Origin of the sequence: Enterobacter sp. MGH 16, assembly GCF_000493175.1 — a bacterium.
GTDB lineage: Bacteria > Pseudomonadota > Gammaproteobacteria > Enterobacterales > Enterobacteriaceae > Enterobacter > Enterobacter roggenkampii.
Genome location: NZ_KI535695.1, coordinates 1,980,861 through 2,005,548, shown reverse-complemented (window position 1 = coordinate 2,005,548; position 24,688 = coordinate 1,980,861). Strand labels below are relative to the sequence as shown.

Sequence of the window (24,688 nt, the reverse complement as noted above, 5' to 3'; positions counted from 1 at the left end):
GCCACAAAAGCCGGACGCAACAGTAAAAGTGTAGTGGGAAAAGCAGAAGGAGACGAGGAAGAAGAGGGAAATTCGCCCATCCGTTGCAGATGGGCGAAAGGCAGTATTAGTCGCACTGCACCTTAATGGCCAGGCCACCACGGGACGTCTCGCGGTATTTCGCGTTCATGTCTTTGCCCGTTTCGTACATGGTTTCAATCACCTTATCCAGCGATACGCGAGGTTCGCTGGTACGGCGCATCGCCATACGAGAGGCGTTGATGGCTTTCACCGAGGCAATCGCGTTACGCTCAATGCACGGCACCTGCACCTGGCCCGCGACCGGGTCGCAGGTCAGACCGAGGTTATGTTCCATACCGATTTCAGCCGCCACGCAGACCTGCTCAGGGCTTGCACCCAACAGCTCTGCCAGACCCGCCGCCGCCATGGAGCAGGCCACGCCGACTTCACCCTGACAGCCCACTTCCGCACCGGAGATGGAGGCATTCATCTTGTACAGCGCGCCGATGGCACCTGCCGCCAGGAAATAACGGATATAGATGTCCGGCGTCACGGGCTCAATAAAGTGGTCGTAATACGCCAGCACCGCAGGAACAATGCCGCACGCGCCGTTGGTTGGCGCCGTCACGACGCGGCCCCCGGCGGCGTTCTCTTCGTTAACCGCAAGCGCAAACATATTCACCCAGTCGACCACGTTCATCGGGTCGTTGGAGAATTTGTCCGTGGTCACCAGCATACGGCGCAGAGCAGAGGCACGACGCGGCACGCGCAGCGGACCCGGCAGAACCCCTTCGGTGTTCATCCCGCGATCGATACAGGCGCGCATGGTTTGCCAGACGTTGGCAAAATAATCTTCAATCTCTTGTTTACTGTGCAGGGCCAGTTCGTTCTGCATCACCATGCCGGACAGGGAAAGACCGGTCTGTTTGCAGTAGCCCAACATCTCGGTCGCCGATTTGAACGGGTACGGTACGCTGACGTCGCCGACGCTGTCTTTGCCAAAATGCTCTTCATCCACGATGAAACCACCGCCGATGGAGTAGTACGTTTTGCTGTAGATCTCTTTTTCACCGCTATAAGCGTGAATGGTCATGCCGTTTTCATGCAGCGGCAGGTTGTCGCTGCGAAAACGCATGCCGTCATCCTGCGGGAAATCGACTTCCTGCTGGCCGTTTGCCAGCAGCAGGCGGCCGCGTGTTTCCACGTCGCGGATGAATGCCGGAATGGCATCAATATCAACGGTATCCGGCATATTGCCTGCCAGACCCATAATAATGGCGATATCGGTGTGGTGGCCTTTACCCGTTAATGACAGCGAGCCGTAAACATCCACGGCGACACGGGTAACGCTTTCCAGTAATCCTTTTTCGACCAGATCATCGACGAACTGTTTACCGGCCTTCATCGGGCCAACAGTATGGGAAGACGAAGGGCCAATTCCCACTTTGAACATGTCGAATATACTAATCACTTTCACACTCCTGACAGGGTTACCGGGGTTCCAGTAACGATGTTATAACTGCGCATAGTGTAAGAGGGAACACCGACCTCGGCTTAACTATTCACATGAATTAAACTAATGGTTAACGATGGGTTTTGCTAATAGCGCGACGCAGATCGCAAACCTGGCAGAAGAGGGCGGAATGTAAAGTATAGTCAAGGTTTCAGGCCGATCTGCAGCGCCAGTTCACGAATGATGCCCGCCGTCATGCCCCAGACAAAATAATGCTGATACCAGGACAACCAGACCCGATGGTCATGCCCACGACGCTGAATATCCAGCGGGTGGTAACGACTCAGTCGAAGGGCTTCATCCAGCGGCATTTCAAACACCGCAGAGACTTCATCAACGCTGGCGTGATACTGCAGACCCGGCGGGATAATGCCCACCACCGGCGTGACCTGGAAACCGGTAACGCTGTCGACGGGCGGCAGCACGCCGATGATCTCAACGGCCTCCGGCGGAATGGCCACCTCTTCCTGCGCTTCGCGCAGCGCGGCGGCAATCAGCGAGGCGTCGGAGCTGTCTACCGCGCCCCCCGGAAAAGCGACCTGACCGGCATGCTTACGTAAATGGGCGGAACGCTGGGTGAGCAGCAGGCCCGGCTTCGCGCGACGCACGACCGGGATCAGCACGGCCGCCTGACGCTGATTCAGCGCTTCGCGGTTGACCTGCGGTCTTAGTAGCTGAAAACGCGATAAAAAGTCATCCAGCGTCAGGTTCTCTTTTTCCACCCGTGATTACTCCAGTAGTTTCAGGATACGGTTAACTTTATCAAAGGTTTCCTGATATTCCGCATCGACCTCACTATCGGCAACAATCCCGCCCCCGGCCGAACAGTAAAGGTTTCCGTTGCAGGCGGTCAGCGTGCGGATGGTAATGCTGGTATCCAGCGTGCCGCACAGGCTGATATAGCCGATGCTGCCGCACCAGGCGTTGCGCCGGTGGGGCTCCAGCTCATCAATGATCTCCATTGCCCGCACCTTCGGCGCACCGGTGATGGAGCCGCCCGGGAACGCGGCGCGCAGCAGGTCGCAGGCCGTGCGCGAGTCTGGCAGCCGCGCGGTAATGGTGCTGACCAGATGATGCACCGCAGGGAAAGGCTCGACGACAAACAGTTCCGGCACGCGGACGCTGCCCGGCACGGCCACCCGGCCAATGTCGTTACGCATCAGATCGACAATCATCAGATTTTCGGCGCGGTCTTTTGGCGAGGCGGCCAGTTTTTCCGCCTGCTGGCGATCGGCAACAGGATCGGCAAGGCGTGGAAGCGTGCCCTTAATCGGGCGGGTTTGAATGGTGCCCTCGGCCAGATGAATAAAACGCTCGGGCGACAGGCTGAGGATCGCCCCCTGTTCCAGACGCACAAAGGCGCTGAACGGTGCCTTATTGCTGGCATTAAGACGGGTAAACGCCTGCCATTCATCTCCACGATAGGTCGCCTGGAAACGCTGAGCGAGGTTAACCTGGTAGCAGTCGCCGCTTTGCAGATACGCCTGAACGCGCGCGAATTTTTCGCCATACTCCGCGGCGCTCATGTTGGAGCGCCAGCCGGAGGTCAGCGTGAACGTCTCTGCGGGTGCAGCCTGTTGCGCCTCAAGCCAGTCCAGACGCGCCTGGACGTCACGATGGCTCAGCAGGGAAACCGTTTTTTTCTGGTGATCGACAATTAACGCCCAGTCATACAGCCCCACGGCCATATCTGGCAGGGAAATATCAGCCTGCGCATGCTCGGGCAGCGTTTCGAAACGGCGGCCCAAATCATAGCCAAACAGGCCCAGCGCGCCTCCCTGAAAGGGAAGGTCCGGGTTTGGCGTAGCGGATAAGCCCAGCGCGTTAATGTCGTGCTGAAGCTGCGCCAGCGGATCGTCCGTCAGCGACAGGTCATCGGTTGTCAACGTCTTCAGCGGATCGGCGACCAGAATATCAAAGCGGCTGTAGGGATGGTCCGCATGGCCGGAGTGCAGCAGCATCGCAAACGGAAGATGGCTCAGGCGGGTAAACCAGTATTCAGCGGCGTCTGTCCGCCAGGGCAGGGTAATAACAGTGGGGAAGCGCATGTTCATGTGTGGCATACTACCGGGCAGCGTGAAATAATTAGCGCGAATAATTTAGCAGGAGTTGACGATGTTTGCAGGTTTACCTTCTCTGAGCCATGAACAGCAGCAGAAAGCGGTTGAGCGAATTCAGGAGCTGATGTCCCAGGGGATGAGCAGCGGACAGGCGATTTCCCAGGTGGCGGAAGAGCTGCGCGCCACGCATACCGGCGAGCGGATCGTGGCGCGTTTCGAGGATGAAGATGAAGAGTGATAGGGCTTAAACCGCCGCGATAATCTTAATCTCAACCTTGTATTCCGGCTTCATCAGCGTGGCCTGTACGGTGCAGCGTACAGGCGCGTGACCCGCCACCACCCACGCATCCCAGGCTTTGTTCATTGCCGCGAAGTCATCTTTGTTCGCCAGGAAAATCGTCGCATCCAGAATGCGGGATTTGTCGCTGCCCTGTTTTTCCAGCACCGCGTCAATCTGCGCCAGGGTATTGGCCGTCTGCTCGAACGCATCCGCGTCAAGGTTCGCCGGGACGCCGGTGTAGTAGAGCGTCTGGTTGTGGATCACCACATCAGACCAGCGGGCTTCGGCATCAATGCGCACAATTGTCATAAACGTTTCCTCGTTATTTTTCGTCGTCAGGCGGCAAGACTGCCATATTGTTCATCTGTCGTCACTATTTGGGGTGGCACAGGAGAGGATGGGCTGACATAATCCCTGTGCAAAAATACAGTGAGAGAGCACCGTGGCAGACGATTTTTCCCCTGAAGGTCAATTAGCGCAGGCTATCCCCGGCTTCAAACCCCGTGAGCCTCAGCGACAGATGGCGCACGCCGTTGCACGCGCCATCGATAAGGCTCAGCCGCTGGTGGTCGAAGCGGGTACCGGCACGGGTAAAACCTATGCTTACCTTGCGCCGGCGCTGCGGGCGAAAAAAAAGGTGATTATCTCCACCGGTTCGAAAGCGCTGCAGGACCAGCTCTACAGCCGCGATTTGCCCACGGTGGCAAAGGCGCTGAAATATAAAGGCCGTCTGGCCCTGCTGAAGGGGCGCTCCAACTATCTCTGCCTGGAACGCCTTGAGCAGCAGGCGCTGGCGGGCGGTGACCTGCCGGTGCAAACCCTGAGCGACGTCATTATCCTTCGCGCCTGGGCGAACCAGACGGAAGAGGGCGATATCAGCACCTGCGCAAGCGTGCCGGAAGACTCTCCCGCCTGGCCGCTGGTGACCAGCACCAACGACAACTGCCTCGGCAGCGACTGCCCGCTGTATAAAGACTGCTTCGTGGTGAAAGCGCGCAAAACGGCGATGGATGCGGATGTGGTGGTGGTGAACCACCATCTGTTCCTCGCGGATATGGTGGTTAAGGACAGCGGCTTTGGTGAGCTGATCCCGGAGGCGGACGTGATGATCTTCGACGAAGCCCACCAGCTGCCGGATATCGCCAGCCAGTATTTCGGCCAGTCGCTCTCCAGCCGCCAGCTGCAGGATCTGGCGAAAGATTTCACCATTGCGTACCGGACCGAACTCAAAGATACCCAGCAGCTGCAGAAGTGCGCCGATCGTCTGGCGCAGAGCGCGCAGGATTTTCGTTTACAGCTCGGCGAGCCGGGCTATCGCGGTAACCTGCGCGAGCTGCTGGCGGACAAAAACATCCAGCGCGCGCTGCTGCTGCTCGATGACGCGCTTGAGCTCTGCTACGACGTGGCAAAGCTGTCGCTCGGCCGTTCCGCGCTGCTCGACGCGGCCTTCGAGCGCGCCACGCTCTATCGCGGGCGGCTGAAGCGGCTGAAAGAGATTAACCAGCCGGGTTACAGCTACTGGTACGAATGCACCTCGCGCCACTTTACCCTGGCGCTCACGCCGCTGACGGTGGCGGATAAATTTAAAGAGGTGATGGCGCAAAAGCCGGGCAGTTGGATCTTCACGTCGGCAACCCTGTCGGTGAATGACGACCTGCACCACTTCACCGAGCGCCTCGGCATCGAGCAGGCGGAATCGCTGCTTCTGCCCAGCCCGTTCGATTACGAAAAGCAGGCGCTGCTCTGCGTGCCGCGCAATCTGCCGCTGCCGAACCAGCCGGGGGCGGCGCGGCATCTCGCGGCGATGCTGAAGCCGATGATCGAGGCCAATAACGGCCGCTGCTTTATGCTCTGCACCTCCCACGCCATGATGCGCGACCTCGCCGAGCAGTTCCGCGCCACCATGACGCTACCGGTGCTGCTGCAGGGCGAAACCAGCAAAGGCCAGCTGCTGCAGCAGTTCGTTAGCGCCGGTAACGCCCTGCTGGTCGCAACCAGCAGCTTCTGGGAAGGGGTGGACGTGCGCGGCGACACGCTTTCACTGGTGATCATTGATAAGCTGCCGTTTACCTCCCCGGACGATCCGCTGCTGAAGGCGCGGATGGAAGACTGCCGCCTGCGCGGCGGCGATCCGTTTGACGAGGTTCAGCTGCCGGATGCGGTCATTACGCTTAAGCAAGGGGTAGGGCGCTTAATCCGTGACGTCACCGATCGCGGCGTGCTGGTCATCTGCGATAACCGGCTGGTGATGCGTCCTTACGGGGCAACCTTCCTTGCAAGCCTGCCGCCCGCACCGCGGACGCGGGACATAAAACGCGCGGTGCGTTTCCTGGCAAACCCAACGGCGGAGTAATTTACCCCGGAGTGTGCTAAGATGCGCGCCATTTTGTGACTGACCCTTGCGAGAGCGCGACGACTGATGCGAATTCTGGCTATTGATACCGCGACAGAGGCTTGCTCTGTTGCTCTGTTGAACGACGGTGCTGTTTCTGCCCATTTCGAGGAGTGCCCACGGGAACACACCCAACGCATTCTCCCCCTGGTAAAAGCCATTTTAACCCAGGGCAACACCTCCTTAACCGACCTCGACGCGCTGGCCTTTGGCCGCGGCCCCGGCAGCTTTACGGGCGTACGCATCGGGATTGGCATTGCGCAGGGGCTGGCGCTGGGCGCCGAACTGCCGATGATCGGCGTCTCAACCCTCGCCACCATGGCGCAGGGCGCATGGCGCATGACCGGGGCAACGCGCGTCCTGGCCGCAATAGATGCCCGCATGGGCGAAGTTTACTGGGCCGAATACACCCGCGACGAGCAGGGCGTGTGGCACGGTGAAGAGACGGAAGCCGTGCTTAAGCCGGAAGCGGCGACGGAACGGCTGAAGCAGCTGTCCGGCGAGTGGGCGACCGTCGGTACGGGCTGGCAGGCGTGGCCTGAGATGGCGAACGGCACCGGGTTGACGCTGGTGGACGGCAACATGCTTCTGCCGGCTGCGGAAGATATGCTTCCGATTGCCAGCCAGCTGCTCGCAGCAGGCAAAACCGTGGCCGTTGAACACGCGGAACCGGTTTATTTGCGAAACACCGTCGCGTGGAAGAAACTTCCGGGCCGCGAGTGACTCTCAGTAACAGGAACTGAGAAAAAGGAGTCGCATCATGGCGGTTCAGACTAAAGTAGTACGCCTTATTATGGCAGGCGCGGTTGCCATAGCACTGAGCGGATGCGTTTCCGTTCCTGATGCGATTAAGGGCAGCAGCCCGACGCCACAGCAGGATCTGGTTCGGGTGATGAATGCACCTGAGCTGTACGTCGGCCAGGAAGCCCGCTTTGGTGGGAAAGTGATCGACGTGCAGAACCAGCAGGGGAAAACCCGTCTGGAGATCGCCACGGTACCGCTCGACAGCGGCGCGCGGCCTGTACTGGGCGAGGCCTCCCGGGGACGTATCTATGCGGACGTCAATGGTTTCCTCGATCCGGTCGATTTTCGCGGACAGCTGGTGACCGTCGTCGGGCCGATTACCGGCGCCGTACAGGGCAAAATCGGCAGCACGCCGTACAAATTTATGACCATGCAGGTGAACGGCTACAAGCGCTGGCGGCTGGCACAGCAGGTGATCATGCCGCCTCAGCCGATCGATCCGTGGATGTGGGGTCCACATCCTTATCGTTACGGCTACCCGGGCTGGGGCTGGTATAACCCGGGGCCTGCACAGGTACAGACGATCGTTACTGAGTAACTTACTGTTATTGTTAGAAAAGAGACAGCGGCTCAGCCGCTGTCTCTGTTTTTTTACGGATAAAACGAAAAAAAAGAGTGACGCGCTTCGCAACCTTAAATCTGAACAATTAATAAACTGGTACGCTGAGTTAATATAATGTTAACAAACTGTTTATTATCGGGGTTGTGATGACGACGAACACTCATTTCAGAGGTGATGCATTGAAGAAGGTTTGGCTTAACCGTTATCCCGCAGATGTTCCTGCTGAGATCAATCCTGACCGTTATCAATCCCTGGTGGAATTATTTGAACACTCGGTAAGGCGCTACGCGGACCAGCCCGCATTTGTGAATATGGGCGAGGTGATGACGTTCCGTAAGCTGGAGGAGCGCAGCCGGGCGTTTGCGGCGTACCTGCAGGAAGGGCTGGGGCTGCAAAAAGGGGATCGCGTCGCGCTAATGATGCCGAACCTGCTGCAATACCCGGTGGCGCTGTTCGGTATCCTGCGTGCCGGGATGATTGTCGTTAACGTCAACCCGCTGTACACCCCGCGCGAGCTGGAGCATCAGCTGAACGACAGCGGCGCGGTTGCGATTGTCATTGTGTCCAACTTTGCCCATACGCTGGAAAAAGTGGTCGACAGAACCCAGGTGAAACACGTCATCCTGACGCGCATGGGGGACCAGCTCTCCACCGCCAAAGGCACGCTGGTTAACTTTGTCGTCAAATACGTCAAACGTCTGGTGCCAAAATATCACCTGCCGGACGCTATCTCCTTCCGCCGCGCGCTGCATGCGGGCTATCGTATGCAGTACGTTAAGCCGGAAGTGGTCTCAGAAGATCTCGCGTTCCTGCAGTATACCGGCGGTACCACCGGCGTGGCGAAAGGCGCAATGCTGACCCACCGCAACATGCTGGCGAACCTTGAGCAGGTCAATGCCACCTACGGGCCGCTGCTGCATCCCGGCAAAGAGCTGGTCATTACGGCGCTGCCGCTGTACCACATTTTCGCACTGACCATGAACTGCCTGCTGTTTATTGAGCTCGGCGGGCAAAACGTGCTGATTACTAACCCGCGTGATATCCCGGGGCTGGTGAAAGAGCTGGCAAAATACCCGTTCACCGCCATGACCGGGGTAAATACCCTGTTTAACGCGCTGCTTAATAACAAAGAGTTCCAGCAGCTGGACTTCTCCACGCTCCATCTCTCTGCGGGCGGCGGCATGCCGGTTCAGCAGGCGGTGGCCGAGCGCTGGGTGAAGCTTACCGGCCAGTATCTGCTGGAGGGCTATGGCCTGACGGAGTGCGCGCCGCTGGTCAGCGTTAACCCGCATGACATCGACTACCACAGCGGAAGCATTGGACTGCCCGTTCCTTCCACTGAAGCGAAACTGGTCGATGATAATGATAACGAAGTCGCGCCGGGTGAGCCGGGTGAGCTGTGCGTCAAAGGTCCACAGGTCATGCTGGGCTACTGGCAGCGTCCCGACGCGACCGACGAAATCATCAAAGACGGCTGGCTGCATACCGGCGATATCGCGGTGATGGATGACGAGGGCTTCCTGCGCATTGTCGATCGCAAGAAAGATATGATCCTGGTCTCCGGCTTCAACGTCTATCCGAATGAGATCGAAGACGTGGTCATGCAGCACAGCGGCGTACTCGAAGTGGCAGCGGTCGGCGTGCCTTCCGGCAGCAGCGGTGAAGCGGTGAAGATATTTGTGGTCAAGAAAGATCCTTCTCTCACCGAGGAAGCGCTGATAACGTTTTGTCGTCGTCAGCTGACGGGCTATAAAGTGCCTAAGCTGGTGGAATTCCGCGACGAGCTGCCGAAATCCAACGTCGGGAAGATATTACGACGAGAATTACGTGACGAAGCCCGTGCCAAAGTAGACAATAAGGCCTGAGCTTCACGTTAATCGTCCAGACGCCGGTTAAGCCGGCGTTTTTTATGGGCGCAAACAAAAGAGAATCCGATTTGAATTACCAGATGATCACGACCAACGACGAGCTGGCTTCGCTGTGCGAAGTGACGCGCGACTTTCCTGCCATTGCCCTGGATACCGAGTTTGTCCGTACCCGGACGTACTATCCGCAGCTGGGGTTGATTCAGATGTACGACGGTAAACACGTGTCGCTGATCGACCCTCTCGGCATTACCGACTGGACGCCGATGCGCGATCTGCTGCTCGATACCGCCGTCACGAAATACCTGCACGCAGGCAGTGAAGATCTGGAAGTCTTTCTGAACACCTTTGGCATCATGCCTCAGCCGCTGATTGATACGCAGATCCTTGCGGCGTTCAGCGGGCGACCGCTCTCCTGGGGCTTTGCCGCCATGGTGGAGGAGTATACGGGCCTGACGCTGGATAAAAGCGAATCCCGTACCGACTGGCTGGCGCGTCCGCTTACCGCGCGCCAGCTGGAGTATGCGGCGGCTGACGTGTTTTACCTGCTGCCGATCGCCGGACAGCTGATGAAAGAAGCCGAGGCATCCGGCTGGCTGTCCGCCGCGCTGGACGAGTGCCGTATGACCCAGCTGCGTCGTCAGGAAGTGGTGGATCCGAAAGAGGCCTGGCGCGACATCAGCAACGCCTGGCAGCTGCGTACGCGTCAGCTGGCGTGCCTGCAGCTGCTGGCAGACTGGCGCTTGCGTAAAGCGCGCGAGCGCGATCTGGCCGTTAACTTTGTGGTTCGCGAAGAGCATCTCTGGGCGGTTGCGCGCTATATGCCGGGCAGCCTCGGCGAGCTGGACAGCATTGGGCTTTCGGGCAGCGAAATCCGTTTCCACGGCAAAACCCTGCTGGCGCTGGTCGCAAAAGCGCAGGCGTTACCGGAAGAGGCGCTGCCGGAACCGCTGCTGAACCTGATGGATATGCCAGGCTATCGCAAAGCGTTTAAGGACATCAAAGCGCTGGTGCAGGCGGTGGCTACGGAAAGCAAGCTGAGCGCGGAACTGCTCGCTTCACGCCGTCAGATTAATCAGCTGCTTAACTGGCACTGGAAGCTGAAGCCGCAGAATGGCTTGCCGGAAATGATGGCGGGATGGCGCGGGGAATTGATGGCCGATCGCCTGAATACGCTGCTGGAAGGTTATCCGCGATAAAAAATATGCCGGGTGATAAACCCGGCATATTTCCCCGGTGGCGCTGCGCTTACCGGGGCGACGAAATCACAAACCTACGGACGCGACTCTTCCGCTTCCGGGAGCGTCACGTTCAGCTCCAGAATCGAAATATCCCCGTCTTTTTGTTCCAGCTGCACCGTCACCATCTCCGGATCAATCTGCACGTACTTACAGATCACTTCCAGGATGTCCTTGCGCAGCTGCGGCAGGTAGTGAGGCTCGGCGTCGCTACGACGACGCTCCGCAACGATAATTTGCAGACGTTCTTTTGCGATGTTGGCGGTGTTCTTTTTCCGCGAGAGAAAAAAGTCCAGTAATGCCATAACTTATCCTCCGAACAGGCGTTTGAGGAAACCTTTCTTCTCTTCTTCAATGAAGCGGAAAGGACGTTCTTCTCCCAGCAGACGGTCAACGGTATCGGCGTAAGCTTTACCTGCATCTGCCATTGTATCAAGGATCACTGGCTCGCCCTGGTTAGAGGCACGTAACACGGACTGATCTTCCGGGATAACGCCCACCAGCTTAATGCGCAGGATCTCCAGCACGTCTTCCATGCTCAGCATGTCACCTTTGTTCACGCGGCCCGGGTTGTAGCGGGTGAGCAGCAGGTGTTCTTTAATCGGGTCTTCGCCATTTTCCGCACGACGGGATTTAGAGGCGAGGATCCCGAGAATGCGGTCTGAGTCACGCACGGATGAAACTTCAGGGTTGGTGGTGATGATTGCTTCATCAGCGAAGTAGAGCGCCATCAGGGCACCGGTTTCGATACCGGCAGGGGAGTCACAGACAATGAAGTCGAACTCCATTTTTTTCAGCTCGTCGAGCACCTTTTCTACCCCTTCACGGGTCAGGGCGTCTTTGTCACGCGTCTGAGAAGCCGGGAGAATGTAGAGGTTCTCGGTGCGCTTGTCTTTAATCAGCGCCTGGTTCAGCGTGGCATCGCCCTGAATGACGTTCACAAAGTCATACACGACGCGACGCTCACATCCCATGATGAGGTCGAGGTTACGCAGGCCGATATCGAAGTCGATAACGACGGTTTTCTTTCCCTTCTGGGCCAAACCAGTAGCGATGGCCGCGCTGGAGGTGGTCTTGCCAACGCCTCCTTTACCCGAAGTAACAACAATAATGCGTGCCATAGAAATTCCTTGTTAAAAAGGGATCAATTCAACGGTTGAACGGTCAACGCGTCGTCTGCCAGAAGCAGGCGAGCCGCTTTGCCATAAAATTCGGCTGGGATCTTGTCGCTCAGCCAATATTCACCTGCGATGGACACCAGTTCCGCCGTCAGGTGAGTACAAAATATTTGCGCGTCCCGATCGCCACTTGCACCTGCGAGCGCACGTCCACGCATCATACCGTAAACGTGAATATTGCCATCTGCAATCAGCTCAGCGCCAGCGCTGACGTGGCTTGTAACAATCAGATCACAGTTTGGTGCATAAATGCGCTGACCGGAACGAACCGGCACATCAATCATTCGCGTTTTTGTGATGGTTGTAACGTTTTGCGCCGCAGGAGGGGGCGTTTCGACGGCAACGGGTGCCGCACGCGGGGCTTTTTCTTTGCCTTCATTCAGAAGCGGCAGCCCCGCACGGTCAATTTCCGCTTTCAGTTCAGTATCTTTGCAGCCGCTGATGCCGACAATACGCAGTCCGGTCGAGGAGACGGCCTGCTGGAGACGTTTCCAGTTAACCGGCGCTTCAAGACCGCTGACGTTGATAACAACAGGGGCGTGCTTCAGGAAGGCGGGAGCCTGGGCGATTTTGTCTTCTAACGCCTGACGAATAACCTCGGGTTTTGCATCATGCAAATGTACCACTGATAAGGTGAAGCTACTGCCTTTAAGCTCGATGGGCGTGTTTGACATCCTGGCCTTACTCAATTTGCTATTAACCGCAACCACTCGCTGCGATATTCCGAAGAGTATCAGGCATGTTATAGTCAGGAGTATATTGAGGCAAGCAACCACCCATTAATTCAGAGTAAAAACATGTTTTGTGTGATCTACAGAAGTACAACCCGTGACCAGACCTATCTTTATGTCGAAAAGAAAGACGATTTTTCACGCGTGCCTGAAGAATTAATGAAGAGCTTTGGCCGACCGCAGATGGCGATGCTGCTGCCGCTTGATGGTCGCAAGAAACTGGTGAATGCCGATCTGGAGAAAGTGAAAACGGCATTAGCCGAGCAGGGCTATTATTTACAGCTTCCGCCGCCACCCGAGAATTTATTAAAACAGCATCTTGAGGCGAACGGTAAAAAATAGTCTCAACTGTTTTTGAGCACAACACATCAACCGTTTAGGGGTCGACCATGTATCAACATCATAACTGGCAAGGTGCATTACTGGATTATCCCGTCAGCAAAGTGGTTTGCGTGGGCAGCAACTATGCAAAACATATTCAGGAGATGGGCAGTGCGACGCCAGAAGAGCCGGTTCTGTTCATTAAGCCTGAAACGGCGCTTTGCGATATTCGCCAGCCGCTGGCCCTGCCGCAGGGGCTCGGCTCGGTGCACCACGAAGTGGAACTCGCCGTGCTGATCGGCGCAACGCTGCGTCAGGCCTCCGAAGAGCATGTGCAAAAAGCGATCGCCGGATATGGCGTGGCGCTGGATCTGACGCTACGCGACGTGCAGGGTAAAATGAAGAAAGCGGGGCAGCCGTGGGAAAAAGCCAAAGGGTTTGATAATTCCTGCCCGATTTCGGCGTTTGTGCCGGTGAGCGAATTTACCGGTAATCCGCAGGATACGCCGCTCAGCCTGAAGGTTAACGGTGAAATCCGCCAGCAGGGCACCACGGCAGACATGATCCATAAGATTGTGCCGCTGATCGCCTACATGAGCCGCTTCTTTACCCTCAAGCCGGGTGATGTGATCCTGACCGGCACGCCGGAAGGCGTTGGTCCGCTCGCGAGCGGTGATGAACTTGAAGTTGGTTTTAACGGCCTGTCGCTGAAAACCCGCGTGCTGTAACCTCCTCTTGCCGCCTGAAAAGGGCGGCAAAACTTGCAACGACGTGCCAGACTCGTTATAAGGTGCGCTTTCTTTTGACGTGTGGACATCCTGATGAACGACATCCCTTTCTGGCAAAGCAAAACTCTCGACGACATGACCGACGCGGAATGGGAATCCTTATGCGACGGCTGTGGTCAGTGCTGCCTGCACAAGCTGATGGATGAAGACACGGACGAAATCTACTTCACCAACGTGGCCTGCAAGCAGCTGAATATCAAAACCTGCCAGTGCCGCAACTACGAGCGCCGCTTCGAGTTCGAGCCAGACTGCATTAAATTAACCCGTGAGAATCTGCCCACCTTTGAATGGCTGCCGCATACCTGCGCGTATCGCCTGCTGGCGGAGGGGAAAGGTCTGCCTGACTGGCACCCCCTGCTGACCGGTTCAAAAGCGGCGATGCACGGCGAACGTATCTCCGTGCGCCACATTGCGGTGAAAGAGTCCGAGGTGCGGGACTGGGAAGATCACATCATGAACCACCCGACCCGTTGAGATTAAAAAACCCGCCGAAGCGGGTTTTTTATTGTGCGCTGTTGTGTCGGGTGGCGCTGCGCTTACCCGACCTACAAAACCGTAGGCCCGCGCAAGCGAAGCGCCGCCGGGCGAATTAGCGTCCGAACAAATCGCGTTTCTTCGGTTTGAACGGCTGAGCGATCAACACCAGCAGCGCCACGACGAAGTAGGCGGCAAAAATGCCCACCAGCCACTGCGGCATCTCCAGCGTCAGGAATTCCCACTGGCGAACGGAGCAGTCACCGGAGGCAACGAACACCTGCGGCAGCCATTTGTCCAGCGGCAGCCAGCTCGGGAAGCGGGCGGCAAAATCGCAGGTCATAAACGGTGACGGATGCAGCTGCATCATCGTGTGCTGCCAGGAGAGTTCAATGCCTTTCCAGGCGCTGTAGAGCCAGATTGCGATCCCGGCATAGCGAAGCGGCGACTTCGGCGCAATCGCGCCGACCAGGCCAGCCCCCATAATGCCGAACAGCGCGCAGCGTTCGTAAATACAGAGCACGCAAGGTTTGAGTCCCATTACGTGCTGGAACCACAGCGCGACCATTTCCAGCGCAAAGGCGGTCAGGGCCATTAACAACCATGCTCCGCGACCGCGGGAGCACTGGTTTAAAAATCTCAACATAATCATTTCCCTGGAACATGCTTAGAAAGCGCAGTGTAAACGAATTCGTTTTTCGCGCCACCTGTACCTGGCGAAATAAAACGTAATTGGATGTTTATCGTGCGAAAAGGCAAACGGGCAGCGAACTGCCCGAGTTGCAGTGTTTACTGCGCCGCAAGTATACCCGCTTGTATCAACCATTGCGTACAGGGAATAAGGGTAATTTTGACGCAAAGCAATCCCACGATCGTAAGCACCAGCGTATAGGGCAGGGCCATCCAGACCATTCTTCCATAAGAAAGACGTATGAGTGGCGCAAGGGCGGAGGTCAGCAGGAACAGGAAGGCGGCCTGGCCATTGGGTGTCGCCACCGACGGCAGGTTGGTACCGGTGTTGATCGCCACGGCCAGCAGTTCAAACTGTCCGGCGCTGATCACGCCTTGCTCCATCGCGGTCTTAGCCTCGTTAATGTAAACCGTCCCGACAAAGACGTTATCTGAGATTGACGAGAGCAGGCCGTTAAACAGGTAAAACAGCGACAGCTGAGCATCCGGCGATGCCCGTAAGACAAAGGCAATAATCGGCGCGAACAGGTGCTGGTCGATTATCACCGCCACGACCGCAAAGAACACCGCCAGCAGGGCGGTAAACGGCAGCGCTTCGGTAAAGGCTTTGCCGATGGCATGCTCATCCGTCACGCCGGTAAAGGTCGTGGCGAGAATAATCACGGACAGACCAATCAGCCCCACTTCAGCAAGATGGAACGCCAGCGCGGCGATAAGCCAGACGCCGATGATCCCCTGTGCAATCAGGCGCAGCGTCTCCTGGCGCGTCCGCTGGCGTCGGCTCTGCAGATCGAATTTATGCAGCTCCTGACGTACCGGCTCCGGGAGTTGTGCCCCGTAACCAAAGAGGCGAAACTTCTCCACCAGCAAACAGGTCGCCAGACCGCAGATCAGCACCGGCACGCTCACCGGGGCCATTCTCAGGAAGAAATCACCGAAGTGCCAGCCCGCCGCTTTCGCAATGATCAGGTTTTGCGGCTCGCCCACCATCGTCATCACGCCCCCCAGTGCGGTACCGACGCCGGCATGCATCATAAGGCTGCGCAGGAAGGCGCGAAACTGCTCAAGTACCTCGCGGTTATGCGCATCGACATGGCTGTCATCCTGCAGATCCTCACCCGGACGAGAGGAGGCCACGCGGTGATAAATACCGTAAAACCCCACCGCGACGCTTATCACCACCGCGACGACCGTCAGCGCGTCCAGGAAGGCTGACAGGAAGGCCGCCGCAAGGCAAAACGCCAGCGAGAGAACCGTTTTCGACGGAATGCTGAGCAGCAGGCGCGTAAAGATAAACAGCAGCAGCTGTTTCATAAAGTAGATGCCCGCCACCATAAACATCAGCAGCAGAAGCACTTCAAGATTGGATGCCAGCTCTGCTTTGACATGCTCGGCAGAGGTCATCCCAATCACTACCGCTTCAAACGCCAGCAATCCGCCCGGCAACAGGGGATAGCATTTCAGCGCCATCGCCAGGGTGAAGATAAACTCCGCGACCAGCAGCCACCCGGCAACGAACGGGTTCACGTAAAAGAGGAGAGGGTTAACGACCAGGAACACCAGCAGTATCAGTTTGTACCAGTCAGGAGACTGGCCTAAAAAATTGCGCCACAGGGCGCGCCCAAAAGAAATTTCCACGACAGACGTCCTTCCCCGTCAAGTAAGACAAAACATCAGTATACGCAAAATTCACGGTCCAGACGCGGATAAGACTGCATTGTAAATTTCATAAAAATGAAACGGCGATCCCTCTTTTCTCTCTTTGCCGCGCTACCTGCCACTGCACGCCTCTGGTATGATGAGTCCAATTTGCAAAAGCTGTGTAATGGAAATCTCACTATGGTCATTAAGGCGCAGAGCCCGGCGGGTTTCGCGGAAGAGTACATCATTGAAAGCATCTGGAATAATCGTTTCCCTGCGGGGTCCATTCTTCCGGCTGAACGCGAACTCTCTGAACTGATTGGCGTCACTCGCACCACGCTGCGTGAAGTGCTTCAGCGACTGGCGCGCGATGGCTGGTTGACGATCCAGCACGGCAAGCCAACAAAAGTGAACAACTTCTGGGAAACCTCCGGGCTGAACATTCTTGAAACGCTGGCGCGTCTCGATCATGAAAGCGTGCCGCAGCTTATTGATAATCTGCTCTCCGTTCGCACCAACATCGCGACGATCTTTATTCGTACGGCTTTCCGCCAGCATCCGGAAGATGCGCTTGCGGTGCTGGCCAGTGCCAACGAGGTGGAAGATCACGCCGACGCGTTCGCCACCCTCGATTACAACGTCTTCCGTGGCCTGGCGTTTGCCTCCGGCAACCCGGTGTACGGTCTGATCCTCAACGGTATGAAGGGACTCTACACCCGCATTGGCCGCCACTACTTTGCCAATCCCGAAGCCCGCAGCCTGGCGCTGGGCTTTTACCATAAGCTGAGCAAGCTGTGCTCCGAAGGTCTGCACGATCAGGTGTATGAGACGGTGCGCCGCTACGGTCACGATTCCGGTGAAATCTGGCACCGTATGCAGAAAACGCTGCCGGGTGATTTGGCGATTCAGAGCCGCTGAAATAAAAAACCTCTCGTGTGAGAGGTTTTTTTTCGCCCGGTGGCGCTTCGCTTACCGGGCCTACAAAACCCGTAGGCCGGGTAAGGCGTAGCCGCCACCCGGCAAAAAACTACAGCGTATTCAATCGCGCCGGGCAGCGTTCAAGCAGCTCGACGCTCCCGTCTTCATTCTGCTGCTCCAGCTGCACGTCAAAGCCCCAAAGGCGATGCACGTGCTTCAGCACCTCTTTACGCCCTTTATCCAGCGGCGCGCGATTGTGCGGGATATAGCGCAGCGTCAGGGAGCGGTCACCGCGCAAATCCACGTTCCACACCTGAATGTTGGGTTCAAGATTGCTCAGGTTGTACTGGGAAGAGAGGCGAGAGCGGATCTCACGGTATCCCTCCTCGTTGTGGATTGCGGAGATCTCCAGATAGTTGTTGCGGTCATCGTCCAGCACGGTGAAGAAGCGGAAGTCACGCATGATCTTCGGCGACATAAACTGGCTAATGAAGCTCTCATCTTTAAAATCGCGCATCGCAAAGTGCAGCGTTTCCAGCCAGTCAGATCCGGCGATATCCGGGAACCAGTACTTGTCTTCTTCCGTCGGCGACTGACAGATACGCTTAATGTCCTGAAACATGGCGAAGCCAAGGGCATACGGGTTAATACCGCTGTACCACGGGCTGTTATAGGGCGGCTGGAACACCACGTTGGTATGGCTGTGGAGGAACTCCATCATAAACCGCTCGGTGACTTTCCCCTCGTCGTACAGGTGGTTGAGGATGGTGTAGTGCCAGAAGGTCGCCCAGCCTTCGTTCATCACCTGCGTCTGTTTTTGCGGGTAGAAATACTGGCTCACCTTGCGCACGATGCGCAGGATCTCACGCTGCCACGGCTCCAGCAGCGGGGCGTTCTTCTCCATAAAATAGAGCAGGTTTTCCTGTGGCTCGGACGGATAGCGCCGCGCTTCGGCGATCGTTTTTTCTTCCTCACGCTTCGGCAGGGTGCGCCACAGCATGTTCACCTGGCTTTGCAGATACTCCTCGCGGCTTTTCTGCCGGGCCTTCTCCTCCTGCAGGGAGATTTTCTGCGGACGTTTGTAGCGGTCAACGCCGTAGTTCATCAGCGCGTGACAGGAGTCGAGCAGTTTTTCCACTTCATCCACGCCGTAGCGTTCTTCGCAGTCGGTAATGTATTTACGGGCGAAGATCAGGTAATCGACGATGGAGCTGGCATCCGTCCAGCTGCGGAACAGGTAGTTATTCTTGAAAAAGGAGTTGTGCCCGTAGCAGGCGTGCGCCATCACCAGCGCCTGCATGGTAATGGTGTTCTCTTCCATTAAATAGGCGATACACGGATTGGAGTTAATGACGATCTCATACGCCAGACCCTGCTGCCCGTGCTTATACAGCCGCTCCGTTTCGATAAATTTCTTACCAAACGACCAGTGCGGATAGTTAATCGGCATCCCGACGCTGGAGTAGGCGTCCATCATCTGTTCGGACGTAATGACTTCAATCTGATGGGGATAGGTATCCAGGCGATACAGTTTTGCAACCCGGTCGATTTCGGCGAGGTAAACATCCAGCAGCTCGAAGGTCCAGTCGGGTCCATCGCTCAGACGTGTGTTGTCCTTGTTCAGGGAATCAATAGTAGCCATTAGCGCGCCCTCGTTGTGGGTGCTCTCTCTGTCTGGAGAGCCTCCTTTCAAGCATAGATCAACGTGTTAAAAAGCGTGCTGGGGCAGAAATTTTTTCTTTGCGATTTCGCGTTTTTGATACGGCAAAAAAACGGTGTCTCTCAGCATTTTATGCTGGTTAAAAATAACGCGCAGCAGGAGATCCCAAATTAGCACTATCCCCTGATGCTGGGGGATGTGTGAGGTAAGTCACCATAAAAAAGTCGTATGTTGAATAATATTTTCAACTAGGTTATCAATCTGTAATTAGAAGATTGTTCTTTTGCACATAATGGAGTGGCTATGCGTGTTGTCATACTGGGAAGTGGTGTCGTTGGGGTAACCAGCGCCTGGTATTTAAGTCAGGCGGGACATGACGTCACCGTTATCGATCGTGAGTCAGGCCCCGCGCTGGAAACCAGCGCGGCGAACGCCGGACAAATCTCTCCGGGCTATGCCGCTCCGTGGGCGGCGCCGGGCGTTCCTCTGAAAGCGATTAAATGGATGTTCCAGCGCCACGCGCCGCTGGCCATCAGCCTTGACGGCACGCAGTTCCAGCTGAAGTGGATGTGGCAGATGCTGCGCAACTGCGACACACGCCACTACATGGAGAACAAAGGGCGCATGGTGCGCCTGGCGGAATACAGCCGCGACTGTCTGAAAGCGTTGCGCGCCTCAACCGGGATTGAGTACGAAGGCCGTCAGGGCGGAACGCTCCAACTGTTCCGCACTGAACAACAGTATGAAAACGCCACCCGCGATATCGCCGTGCTGGAAGATGCTGGCGTACCGTATCAGCTGCTGGAAGCCAGCCAGCTTGGTCAGGTTGAACCTGCGCTGGTGGAAGTGGCGCATAAGCTGACGGGCGGCCTGCGCCTGCCGAATGACGAAACCGGCGACTGCCAGCTCTTTACGCAGCGTCTGGCGCAGATGTGCGAGCAGGCGGGGGTGAAATTCCGCTTTAACACCTCTGTCGACAAGCTGCTGTCGGAAGGGGAAAAAATTTACGGCGTGAAGTGTGGCGAAGAGGTGATCAAAGCGGATGCCTACGTCATGGCGTTTGGTTCGTACTCCACCGCCATGCTGAAAGGCATTCTCGACATTCCGGTCTACCCGCTAAAAGGCTACTCGCTGACCATTCCGGTAAAAGAGGAGAGCGGCGCACCGGTCTCTACCATTCTGGATGAAACCTATAAAATCGCCATAACCCGCTTCGATAACCGCATCCGCGTAGGCGGCATGGCGGAGATTGTCGGCTTCAACACCGAACTGCTGAAACCGCGTCGTGAAACGCTGGAGATGGTGGTGGGGGACCTCTTCCCGCGCGGTGGCTTTGTCGAGCAGGCGACCTTCTGGACCGGCCTGCGTCCGATGACGCCGGACGGCACGCCGATTGTGGGGCGCACGCCGTTCAAAAACCTGTGGACCAATACCGGACACGGCACGCTTGGCTGGACGATGGCCTGCGGCTCCGGGCAGCTGCTGAGCGACCTGATTTCCGGACGCACGCCGGCCATTCCGTTTGACGATCTCAGTGTCGCGCGCTATCAATCGGGGTTTACGCCGTCGCGTCCACAGCACCTGCACGGCGCACATAACTAAGGAGTTGTCATGTCCCGTCCTGTTCTCGCTCAGCTGAACCTGCAGGCCCTGAAGGATAACCTGCAGATTGTTCGTCGGGCAGCACCTGGCGCACGCGTGTGGTCGGTGGTGAAAGCGAATGCCTACGGCCACGGCATTGACCGTATCTGGAGCGCGCTGAGCGCCACCGATGGCTTTGCGTTACTCAATCTTGAAGAGGCCATTCTGCTGCGCGAGCGCGGCTGGAAAGGGCCCATACTGCTGCTGGAGGGCTTCTTCCACGCCGACGATCTGCCGCTGCTGGATAAGTACCGGCTGACCACCAGCGTTCACAGCAACTGGCAGATCAAAGCGATTCAGGATGCGAAGCTCCACGCGCCGCTGGATATCTATCTCAAGGTCAACAGCGGCATGAACCGCCTGGGCTTCCAGCCTGAGCGGGTGCATACGGTCTGGCAGCAGCTGCGCGCCCTGAAGAACGTGGGTGAAATGACGCTGATGGCGCACTTTGCCGACGCGGAAAAACCGGACGGTATCGCCGATGCCATGGTCCGCATCGAGCAGGCCGCAGAAGGGCTGGACTGCCCGCGCTCGCTGTCCAACTCGGCGGCCACGCTGTGGCATCCCGAGGCGCATTACAACTGGGTGCGTCCGGGGATCGTTCTGTACGGCGCGTCGCCCTCGGGCCAGTGGCAGGATATCGCCAACAGCGGCCTGAAGCCGGTTATGACCCTGCGCAGCGAAATCATTGGTGTGCAGACCCTGAAAGCTGGCGACACGGTGGGCTACGGTAGCCGCTATCGGGCAAAGGGCGAGCAGCGGATTGGTATCGTGGCGGGTGGCTATGCCGACGGCTACCCGCGCATTGCGCCGACCGGTACGCCTGTGTGGGTAGATGGAGTCCGCACGGGAACGGTAGGCACCGTATCTATGGATATGCTGGCCGTTGACCTGACGCCCTGCCCGCAGGCGGGTATCGGTTCCCCGGTCGAGCTGTGGGGTAACGAAATCAGAATTGATGACGTGGCGGCCGCGGCGGGCACGGTGGGATATGAACTGATGTGTGCCCTGGCACCAAGGGTGCCGGTTGTGACGGTGTAACGTATATTCGCCGGGTGGCGCTAACGCTTACCCGGTCTACGTTCGAGGGTTTTTTTGCCGGGTAAGGCGAAGCCGCCACCCGGCAAAAAAACCGCTACTCCGCTTCCTCTTCCATCGGCCTCAAACCGACTTTCCTTACCGCGTTATCTTCTTTCTCTGCTACCGTCCAGATCATCCCGGCAAACTCTACCTGATCGCCCACGACCGGGGCAGCGCCAAGCCGCTGCTGGATGATTTCGCCCAGCGTTTGCTGGCTATCTCCGTCTTCAGCACCTTCATCCAGGCCGTAAATCAGCGCCACATCGGCAAACCTGGCGCTGGCTTCCAGAATGAAATCGCCGAAGAAACGCTGGTCCAGCGCCACCGGCGGCGACTGGCTGAACAGCTTGCCCAGCGCGGGCAGGTCACGCTCGCGGCCAATCACGCACAGAATATCCCCTTCGCGCAGGCGGGTGCTGCCGGTAGGGTGCAGCAGGACATTGTCGCGGAACAGGGCGGCAATGCGCGTTTCGGCCGGCATGTGCAAATCGCGCAGCGAAGCGCCCACGCACCATTTGTCGGCGCTCAGCTGATAGACGAACTGCTCCCACGGGTTTTCCGGATGAATGTCGAGCCCCACCCGCGACACCGGCCAGCCCACGGGAGGCACCACCACTTTTGCTTTTTTCGCCGCCCACCCGAGGGACGTTCCCTGGAACAGCAGCGAAATCAGCACCACGAAGAAGGCCACGTTAAAGAACAGCCGGGCGTTATCCAGACCGGCCATCATCGGAAAGACCGCAAGAATAATCGGAACCGCGCCGCGCAGACCCACCCAGCTGATAAAGACGCGCTCGCGCAGGTTGAAGCCGCGAAACGGCAGCAGGCCAGCAAATACCGACAGCGGACGGGCGAAGAAGATCATCCACGCAGACAACAGCAGCGCCGGAACGGCGATGGGCAGCAGGTCCGATGGGGTAACCAGAAGACCGAGCACCAGGAACATGCCGATCTGCGCCAGCCATGCCAGGCCGTCGAAGTTCTGCAAAATGGCATGGCGGTTGCGAATAGGGCGGTTGCCCATCAGGAACCCGCAGAGGTAGACGGCGAGAATGCCGCTGCCGTCCAGCGCCGTGGTAACGGCAAAAATAAGAATGCCGCCGCTCAAGGCCAGCAGCGGGTAAAGCCCCGCGGGCAGCGAGATGCGGTTGATCATCTGTTGTAAGAGGTATCCCCCCGCCAGGCCAATAACAATCCCCAGCCCGAACTGCTGCAGGATATGCCACGCAAACATCCAGCTGAGGCCCGTCTCGTGCTGCTGGATCATCTCAATCAGCGTGATGGTGAGAAACACCGCCATCGGATCGTTGCTGCCGGATTCAATCTCAAGCGTGGAGCCAACGCGTTCGTTAAGCCCTTTACCGCCGAGCAGGGAAAACACCGCAGCCGCATCGGTTGAGCCCACGATGGCGCCTATCAGCAACCCTTCCATGATATTCAGATGGAAAAGCCACGCGGCCATCATTCCGGTGAGGCCGGAGGTAATCAACACGCCAACCGTGGCGAGCGACAGCGCAGGCCCTAAGGCCACGCGGAAGGAGCTCGCCTGGGTGCGCATCCCGCCATCCAGCAGGATCACCGCCAGCGCCAGGTTACTCACCATGTAGGCGAAAGGGTAGTTATCGAATGGGATACCGCCAATGCCATCAATGCCGGCCAGCATGCCGATGGCGAGGAAAATAACAAGAATAGGTATGCCGAGACGCGATGAAAATGAACTTAATAAAATACTGCTGGTTACAAGGACCGAACCCAGAATGAAAAGGCTGATTATCGCTGCGGCATCCAATGTTCTCTTACTCCCACCTCAATGTTAACGCTGTTACTAAAACCCTAACATATTAACGACGGCAACAGCGTTTTATTAAGGGGGTATAACGGCTTTTTTATGCCTTTATGACAGGATGGCCGCTGATGGTCAGCCGGGAGCCGGAATCATTATGGAGCAGGGCGGCGTGCGCCCCCAGCGCCAGGGTCACGGTGCGCTGCTCATGACCGAAGTCCAGACCGGCGATCACCGGAATATCCAGCCGCGAGCGAATGAACTGAACCATGGTTTCCAGGGAGTAACCCGCGTCATAGTCATTCGGCTCAGAGCCGCTGAAGCTGCCCAGCACAATCGCGGACTGGCGCTCAAGAATACCGGCATGATAGAGCTGCAACAGCATGCGCTCGACGCGGAACGGATGTTCGTTGATATCTTCCAGCACCAGAATGCCGTCCTTGATTTGCGGCATCCACGGCGTACCGATGAGCGAAACCAGCATCGCCAGGTTACCGCCCCAGAGCTGGCCTTCGCATTCCCAGTGCGGTCCATTCCCCTGCCACTCCACGCTGTAGGTGGGATTACGCAGCGCGCGCCAGAAATGTTCCACGGTGAACGCTTCCAGCTCCGGCGCGCCGAAGTTACCGGCCAGCATCGGGCCGCTGAAGGTGATGACGTTATGCAGCGCCAGCAGCCCAAGCTGGATGACGGTGAAATCGCTGTGGCCGCATATCAGCAGCGGATCCTGCTGCTGACGCTCCGCCAGGCCCTGCCAGTCAATGCTCTCCAGCAGTCGGCTCGCGCCATATCCGCCGCGCACCGCCAGCACTATCCGGTTTTCACCCTTCAGGTTCACCAGGCTGTTGATATCATTCAGCCGCTGCGCTTCGGTACCGGCAAAACGCTGCTGGCGGCGGGGGATAATCGTCTGATTTTCTACCTGGTGGCCCGATTCCAGCAAACGCTGAACGCCCCGCTGCGCCGCGTCCTGGTTGATGCAGTAGCCCGACGGCGCGATGAGATGAATCTGAGACATGGCAATTCCTTGCTGAATGAGAAACTAATTGTCTATATCATGCCGCGTATA

The 24,688-nt window shown here is 57.4% G+C and carries 24 protein-coding genes; 12 read left to right on the top strand and 12 right to left on the bottom strand.

Annotation, left to right across the window (positions count from 1 at the left end; genetic code table 11):
• Positions 1-106: 106 nt before the first annotated feature.
• From sdaA to pabB, 3 genes are all read right to left on the bottom strand, one after another.
• Positions 107-1,471 (bottom strand): L-serine ammonia-lyase, encoded by a 1,365-nt coding sequence (gene sdaA, locus L362_RS13315; protein WP_008500494.1) that lies wholly within the window; start codon positions 1,469-1,471, stop codon positions 107-109.
• A gap of 185 nt (positions 1,472-1,656) precedes the next feature.
• Complete coding sequence (locus tag L362_RS13320; protein WP_008500495.1) at positions 1,657-2,235, bottom strand: CoA pyrophosphatase; 579 nt, start codon at positions 2,233-2,235, stop codon at positions 1,657-1,659.
• Positions 2,236-2,241: 6 nt separating this feature from the next.
• Entirely contained in the window at positions 2,242-3,567 is a 1,326-nt protein-coding gene (gene pabB, locus L362_RS13325) for an aminodeoxychorismate synthase component 1 (RefSeq protein ID WP_032637784.1), read from the bottom strand.
• A 61-nt stretch (positions 3,568-3,628) separates the two neighbouring features.
• Between pabB and L362_RS13330 the strand changes: the two genes are divergently transcribed.
• Positions 3,629-3,811 (top strand): YoaH family protein, encoded by a 183-nt coding sequence (locus tag L362_RS13330; RefSeq protein WP_008500497.1) that lies wholly within the window; start codon positions 3,629-3,631, stop codon positions 3,809-3,811.
• Positions 3,812-3,817: 6 nt separating this feature from the next.
• Here the strand turns inward: L362_RS13330 and L362_RS13335 are convergent, their stop codons facing one another.
• A complete protein-coding gene (locus L362_RS13335; protein WP_008500498.1) occupies positions 3,818-4,162 on the bottom strand; it encodes a RidA family protein in 345 nt (114 codons plus the stop codon).
• A 133-nt stretch (positions 4,163-4,295) separates the two neighbouring features.
• On the opposite strand from L362_RS13335, the gene L362_RS13340 reads away from it, so the two are divergent.
• From L362_RS13340 to rnd, 5 genes are all read left to right on the top strand, one after another.
• Positions 4,296-6,206 carry an ATP-dependent DNA helicase gene (locus L362_RS13340; protein ID WP_023293935.1) on the top strand — a complete coding sequence of 637 codons (1,911 nt, stop codon included), beginning with the start codon at positions 4,296-4,298 and terminating at the stop codon, positions 6,204-6,206.
• A 66-nt stretch (positions 6,207-6,272) separates the two neighbouring features.
• Entirely contained in the window at positions 6,273-6,968 is a 696-nt protein-coding gene (tsaB, locus tag L362_RS13345; RefSeq protein WP_023344404.1) for a tRNA (adenosine(37)-N6)-threonylcarbamoyltransferase complex dimerization subunit type 1 TsaB, read from the top strand.
• A gap of 37 nt (positions 6,969-7,005) precedes the next feature.
• Positions 7,006-7,587 (top strand): Slp family lipoprotein, encoded by a 582-nt coding sequence (locus L362_RS13350; protein ID WP_023344403.1) that lies wholly within the window; start codon positions 7,006-7,008, stop codon positions 7,585-7,587.
• Positions 7,588-7,790: 203 nt separating this feature from the next.
• Complete coding sequence (fadD, locus tag L362_RS13355; protein ID WP_023344402.1) at positions 7,791-9,476, top strand: long-chain-fatty-acid--CoA ligase FadD; 1,686 nt, start codon at positions 7,791-7,793, stop codon at positions 9,474-9,476.
• Positions 9,477-9,559: 83 nt separating this feature from the next.
• Positions 9,560-10,675 (top strand): ribonuclease D, encoded by a 1,116-nt coding sequence (rnd, locus tag L362_RS13360; protein ID WP_123277559.1) that lies wholly within the window; start codon positions 9,560-9,562, stop codon positions 10,673-10,675.
• Between the two features lie 74 nt (positions 10,676-10,749).
• On the opposite strand, the gene minE is transcribed toward rnd, so the two are convergent.
• From minE to minC, 3 genes are read right to left on the bottom strand one after another with little or no spacing between them, the layout of a single operon-like run.
• Positions 10,750-11,019 carry a cell division topological specificity factor MinE gene (minE, locus tag L362_RS13365; protein ID WP_008500504.1) on the bottom strand — a complete coding sequence of 90 codons (270 nt, stop codon included), beginning with the start codon at positions 11,017-11,019 and terminating at the stop codon, positions 10,750-10,752.
• A 3-nt stretch (positions 11,020-11,022) separates the two neighbouring features.
• The gene (minD, locus tag L362_RS13370) at positions 11,023-11,835 is read right to left on the bottom strand and encodes a septum site-determining protein MinD (protein ID WP_008500505.1); all 813 of its coding nucleotides are present in this window, start codon (positions 11,833-11,835) and stop codon (positions 11,023-11,025) included.
• 23 nt (positions 11,836-11,858) lie between these two features.
• The gene (gene minC, locus L362_RS13375) at positions 11,859-12,566 is read right to left on the bottom strand and encodes a septum site-determining protein MinC (RefSeq protein ID WP_023344401.1); all 708 of its coding nucleotides are present in this window, start codon (positions 12,564-12,566) and stop codon (positions 11,859-11,861) included.
• Positions 12,567-12,689: 123 nt separating this feature from the next.
• Between minC and L362_RS13380 the strand changes: the two genes are divergently transcribed.
• From L362_RS13380 to L362_RS13390, 3 genes are all read left to right on the top strand, one after another.
• Positions 12,690-12,965: a YcgL domain-containing protein gene (locus L362_RS13380; protein WP_008500507.1), complete on the top strand. Its 276-nt coding sequence runs from the start codon at positions 12,690-12,692 to the stop codon at positions 12,963-12,965.
• A gap of 47 nt (positions 12,966-13,012) precedes the next feature.
• On the top strand, positions 13,013-13,672 hold the full coding sequence (locus L362_RS13385) for a fumarylacetoacetate hydrolase family protein (protein WP_008500508.1): 660 nt from the start codon (positions 13,013-13,015) through the stop codon (positions 13,670-13,672).
• A gap of 93 nt (positions 13,673-13,765) precedes the next feature.
• Positions 13,766-14,206, top strand: a complete 441-nt coding sequence (locus L362_RS13390; RefSeq protein WP_008500509.1) for a YcgN family cysteine cluster protein — start codon at positions 13,766-13,768, stop codon at positions 14,204-14,206.
• Positions 14,207-14,321: 115 nt separating this feature from the next.
• Here L362_RS13390 and dsbB read toward each other — a convergent pair whose 3' ends face one another.
• Together dsbB and nhaB are read right to left on the bottom strand one after the other, a co-directional pair.
• Positions 14,322-14,852, bottom strand: coding sequence for a disulfide bond formation protein DsbB (gene dsbB, locus L362_RS13395; protein ID WP_028015880.1), 531 nt, complete (start codon positions 14,850-14,852; stop codon positions 14,322-14,324).
• Positions 14,853-14,995: 143 nt separating this feature from the next.
• On the bottom strand, positions 14,996-16,534 hold the full coding sequence (gene nhaB, locus L362_RS13400) for a Na(+)/H(+) antiporter NhaB (protein ID WP_023325493.1): 1,539 nt from the start codon (positions 16,532-16,534) through the stop codon (positions 14,996-14,998).
• A gap of 201 nt (positions 16,535-16,735) precedes the next feature.
• On the opposite strand from nhaB, the gene fadR reads away from it, so the two are divergent.
• The gene (fadR, locus tag L362_RS13405) at positions 16,736-17,455 is read left to right on the top strand and encodes a fatty acid metabolism transcriptional regulator FadR (protein ID WP_008500512.1); all 720 of its coding nucleotides are present in this window, start codon (positions 16,736-16,738) and stop codon (positions 17,453-17,455) included.
• Positions 17,456-17,564: 109 nt separating this feature from the next.
• Here fadR and L362_RS13410 read toward each other — a convergent pair whose 3' ends face one another.
• Positions 17,565-19,097 (bottom strand): SpoVR family protein, encoded by a 1,533-nt coding sequence (locus tag L362_RS13410; RefSeq protein ID WP_023293929.1) that lies wholly within the window; start codon positions 19,095-19,097, stop codon positions 17,565-17,567.
• Positions 19,098-19,418: 321 nt separating this feature from the next.
• Between L362_RS13410 and L362_RS13415 the strand changes: the two genes are divergently transcribed.
• The gene (locus tag L362_RS13415) at positions 19,419-20,717 is read left to right on the top strand and encodes a D-amino acid dehydrogenase (protein WP_023344400.1); all 1,299 of its coding nucleotides are present in this window, start codon (positions 19,419-19,421) and stop codon (positions 20,715-20,717) included.
• Positions 20,718-20,726: 9 nt separating this feature from the next.
• The gene (dadX, locus tag L362_RS13420) at positions 20,727-21,797 is read left to right on the top strand and encodes a catabolic alanine racemase DadX (RefSeq protein WP_023344399.1); all 1,071 of its coding nucleotides are present in this window, start codon (positions 20,727-20,729) and stop codon (positions 21,795-21,797) included.
• A gap of 94 nt (positions 21,798-21,891) precedes the next feature.
• On the opposite strand, the gene L362_RS13425 is transcribed toward dadX, so the two are convergent.
• Positions 21,892-23,625, bottom strand: coding sequence for a potassium/proton antiporter (locus L362_RS13425; protein ID WP_021240401.1), 1,734 nt, complete (start codon positions 23,623-23,625; stop codon positions 21,892-21,894).
• 97 nt (positions 23,626-23,722) lie between these two features.
• Positions 23,723-24,637, bottom strand: a complete 915-nt coding sequence (ldcA, locus tag L362_RS13430) for a muramoyltetrapeptide carboxypeptidase (RefSeq protein ID WP_023344398.1) — start codon at positions 24,635-24,637, stop codon at positions 23,723-23,725.
• Between the last annotated feature and the right edge of the window lie 51 nt (positions 24,638-24,688).

Bases quoted from the DNA above. Each gene is read 5' to 3' on its own strand.
- L362_RS13390 (WP_008500509.1), top strand. From the start codon at position 13,766: ATGAACGACATCCCTTTCTGGCAAAGCAAAACTCTCGACGACATGACC.
- minD (WP_008500505.1), bottom strand. From the start codon at position 11,835: ATGGCACGCATTATTGTTGTTACTTCGGGTAAAGGAGGCGTTGGCAAG.
- L362_RS13330 (WP_008500497.1), top strand. From the start codon at position 3,629: ATGTTTGCAGGTTTACCTTCTCTGAGCCATGAACAGCAGCAGAAAGCG.
- L362_RS13380 (WP_008500507.1), top strand. From the start codon at position 12,690: ATGTTTTGTGTGATCTACAGAAGTACAACCCGTGACCAGACCTATCTT.
- L362_RS13350 (WP_023344403.1), top strand. From the start codon at position 7,006: ATGGCGGTTCAGACTAAAGTAGTACGCCTTATTATGGCAGGCGCGGTT.
- minC (WP_023344401.1), bottom strand. From the start codon at position 12,566: ATGTCAAACACGCCCATCGAGCTTAAAGGCAGTAGCTTCACCTTATCA.
- L362_RS13410 (WP_023293929.1), bottom strand. From the start codon at position 19,097: ATGGCTACTATTGATTCCCTGAACAAGGACAACACACGTCTGAGCGAT.
- minE (WP_008500504.1), bottom strand. From the start codon at position 11,019: ATGGCATTACTGGACTTTTTTCTCTCGCGGAAAAAGAACACCGCCAAC.
- L362_RS13335 (WP_008500498.1), bottom strand. From the start codon at position 4,162: ATGACAATTGTGCGCATTGATGCCGAAGCCCGCTGGTCTGATGTGGTG.
- fadR (WP_008500512.1), top strand. From the start codon at position 16,736: ATGGTCATTAAGGCGCAGAGCCCGGCGGGTTTCGCGGAAGAGTACATC.
- dadX (WP_023344399.1), top strand. From the start codon at position 20,727: ATGTCCCGTCCTGTTCTCGCTCAGCTGAACCTGCAGGCCCTGAAGGAT.
- ldcA (WP_023344398.1), bottom strand. From the start codon at position 24,637: ATGTCTCAGATTCATCTCATCGCGCCGTCGGGCTACTGCATCAACCAG.
- pabB (WP_032637784.1), bottom strand. From the start codon at position 3,567: ATGAACATGCGCTTCCCCACTGTTATTACCCTGCCCTGGCGGACAGAC.
- rnd (WP_123277559.1), top strand. From the start codon at position 9,560: ATGATCACGACCAACGACGAGCTGGCTTCGCTGTGCGAAGTGACGCGC.
- L362_RS13385 (WP_008500508.1), top strand. From the start codon at position 13,013: ATGTATCAACATCATAACTGGCAAGGTGCATTACTGGATTATCCCGTC.
- L362_RS13415 (WP_023344400.1), top strand. From the start codon at position 19,419: ATGCGTGTTGTCATACTGGGAAGTGGTGTCGTTGGGGTAACCAGCGCC.
- tsaB (WP_023344404.1), top strand. From the start codon at position 6,273: ATGCGAATTCTGGCTATTGATACCGCGACAGAGGCTTGCTCTGTTGCT.
- dsbB (WP_028015880.1), bottom strand. From the start codon at position 14,852: ATGTTGAGATTTTTAAACCAGTGCTCCCGCGGTCGCGGAGCATGGTTG.